General features: G+C 69.2%; 3 protein-coding genes. 1 reads left to right on the forward strand and 2 read right to left on the reverse strand.

The window, feature by feature from the left end; all coding sequences use genetic code 11:
* Positions 1 to 52: 52 nt before the first annotated feature.
* Entirely contained in the window at positions 53 to 493 is a 441-nt protein-coding gene (locus tag VN520_RS34205; RefSeq protein ID WP_325750838.1) for a hypothetical protein, read from the reverse strand.
* A 182-nt stretch (positions 494 to 675) separates the two neighbouring features.
* Between VN520_RS34205 and VN520_RS34210 the strand changes: the two genes are divergently transcribed.
* Positions 676 to 852: a hypothetical protein gene (locus tag VN520_RS34210; protein ID WP_325750839.1), complete on the forward strand. Its 177-nt coding sequence runs from the start codon at positions 676 to 678 to the stop codon at positions 850 to 852.
* Positions 853 to 1,420: 568 nt separating this feature from the next.
* On the opposite strand, the gene VN520_RS34215 is transcribed toward VN520_RS34210, so the two are convergent.
* Positions 1,421 to 2,231, reverse strand: an 811-nt coding sequence (locus VN520_RS34215) for a pyridoxal-phosphate dependent enzyme (RefSeq protein WP_325750840.1), incomplete at its 5' end; no start/stop codon positions are given.

Genomic DNA, 2,231 nt, shown 5'->3' on the forward strand with positions numbered 1-2,231 from the left:
GATCTCCTCCGCTGAGAACCGCTCAACTGTCGCTGCGGCAGGACGCCGCCAGTCATTCCACGAAGTCCGCAAGGTCGGCAGCCTCATAGTCGAAGTCGGTGATGTAGAGGTGGTGACGGAGAATGCCCTGGTAGCCGGCAATCCTCTCGGCGGCCCGTGATGCGACGCTCAGGGCGTGGCCGAAGTGAATGACTGGCCCGTCCGGCGTCAGATGAACGAGTGCATACAGCGCGTGGGCGTCGAGGTGCTCTGCAAGGCTGTTCAAGGCCCGCGCGCGTTCAGGCAGGGCGTGAAACATCCCCTCATCGGTCGTCGTGCCTTTGACCTGGATCAGAAGCCACGCGGATCCCTGCTTCGCGAGAAGGTCGATGAACCGGAAGTTCTTCGCCAGCTTGTTGAGGTTGATCACCTCCCAGCCCGCAGCAGTAAGAACGGTCTCCGTCGCCGCCTCCGCTTGCTCGCCCACCCGCATCTTCTCCGCCGCTGACTGCACCGGGCCTCCCCCTCCCCTTTGTCGGAACCGTCGTATCCGTTCCATGTTCGCCAGTGTGGACCGGGGCACTGACAGGTAACGGTGCGCTCTGCCTCCAGGACACGGGGATCACGCGGGCGCCCGGCTCGAGGCCGGTGAGGGGCGCGTTCTACAGCGCAAGGAGGTTGGTTGCAGCGCCATAAATGCGCAGCCGTTCCCCCTCACAGCTCATCCGCTGCGCCCCCGCTCTCCAGATGTCCGAGGACATCCTCCTCGACACGGTCGCAGGCAAACGGGACCGCCGCCACTGGCCCCTGCCCGAACCCGCACCTGACCGGATCGGACGCCCCGCCCCCGAGCCACCCGCCGGCCCGTCCTGACGGTCACACGCCATGGACCACCGAGGCGCGGGCGCCTGTCCTGCCGTCCTTCACCTACAGGAGTTCCCCGGTGATGACCCAGCCCGCACCCACGCCCCGGACCGGACTGGCCACCACCGCGTTTGGCCTTTCCCAGGGGCGGACAGCACGTAGTGATTGAAGGGCGCCCGGCCGGTGGGAGAGGGCGCAGCGATGCGGGGGATTTACCCGACGGGAGGCCGGCACTGGTAAAAAACCGCTGACCACCCCGTCGTGCCATGTCCCGTCACAATGCCGTCGGCATCGGGATCGGGATTGGGCGGGGCGTCCTCGGGCACTCGGTCCGGCGACGGCTGGGCGCCGCCCTCACACGACCGGAGTGATCGTGTGAAGCATCGGACAGTCCAGGCCTTACCGGGTGTCCCAGAGTGTGAGGAAAGCTGCCCCTGTGCACTCGGACCACGGACACGATCCGTGCAGCCGGACACGGAGCGAAAGCGGGTGACCAGGGCACCCAACACCGTTCGGGATGTCCGCAGCGACCAGGAACGGGCTCAGGACCTCATTCCTGGTCGCTGACCAGGAACGGTCAGTCCTGGGTCTGGACGAGTGTGGAGGGGTCGGTGTTGGCACCGCACAGGACGACGCAGACTCGTTCCCCGGGCGCCGGCCGGTAGCTGGTGGCTGGTGTCGCACAGCGGGCGGACAGATTCTGGACGGGGCCGTGCTGGTCGGGGCTGGTCAGGGCTGCCAGCGCGGTTGCGGCGCCGTGCTCGGCCGCCACCCGGCGGTGGTCCCACAGTGCTTGGCGGGCCCGGATGATCTCGTCGTCCGTCACAAGGACGGAGGTGACGCCGCCCCGGCGGGCGGTGTCCAAGGCCATAGCCGAGGTCCGGCGGGCGCCGAGGGAGTCGGCGGCCACCGACTGCACAGGAACGTCGACGACCTTGCCCGCCTGGATCGCGGCGTTCAGTGCGCGGCAGCGCTCCGGCTCGACTGCCACGGTGCGGATGTCCAGGTGCTGGGCGGCCGTGGCGACGCCGGCGAACAGGCCGCCGCCGCCGACGGCGACCACGACGGTATCCAGGCCTGGGATCTGCTCGTGGATCTCTTCCAGGAGAGTGCCTGCCCCGGCGGCGATGAGCGGGTGGTCGTAGGCGTGGGAGGCGAGCGCCCCGGTGGTGGCGGCGAACTCCTCACAGGCGGTCAGGGCCTCGGCGTACTCCGCGCCCTCAAGGCGAACGTCGGCGCCGTAGCCGCGCAGACGTGCCACCTTCACCCGGGGCGCGGTGCGGGGGAGGAAGACGGTGGCCCGTACGCCCTGTTGCCGGGCAGCCCAGGCGCAGGCGAGTCCGGCGTTGCCGCCGGAGGCGATCGTGACTCCGGCGTTGGGCAGGGTG

Source organism: Streptomyces sp. (assembly GCF_035563135.1).
Lineage (GTDB): Bacteria > Actinomycetota > Actinomycetes > Streptomycetales > Streptomycetaceae > Streptomyces.

Bases quoted from the DNA above. Each gene is read 5' to 3' on its own strand.
- VN520_RS34210 (WP_325750839.1), top strand. From the start codon at position 676: ATGCGCAGCCGTTCCCCCTCACAGCTCATCCGCTGCGCCCCCGCTCTC.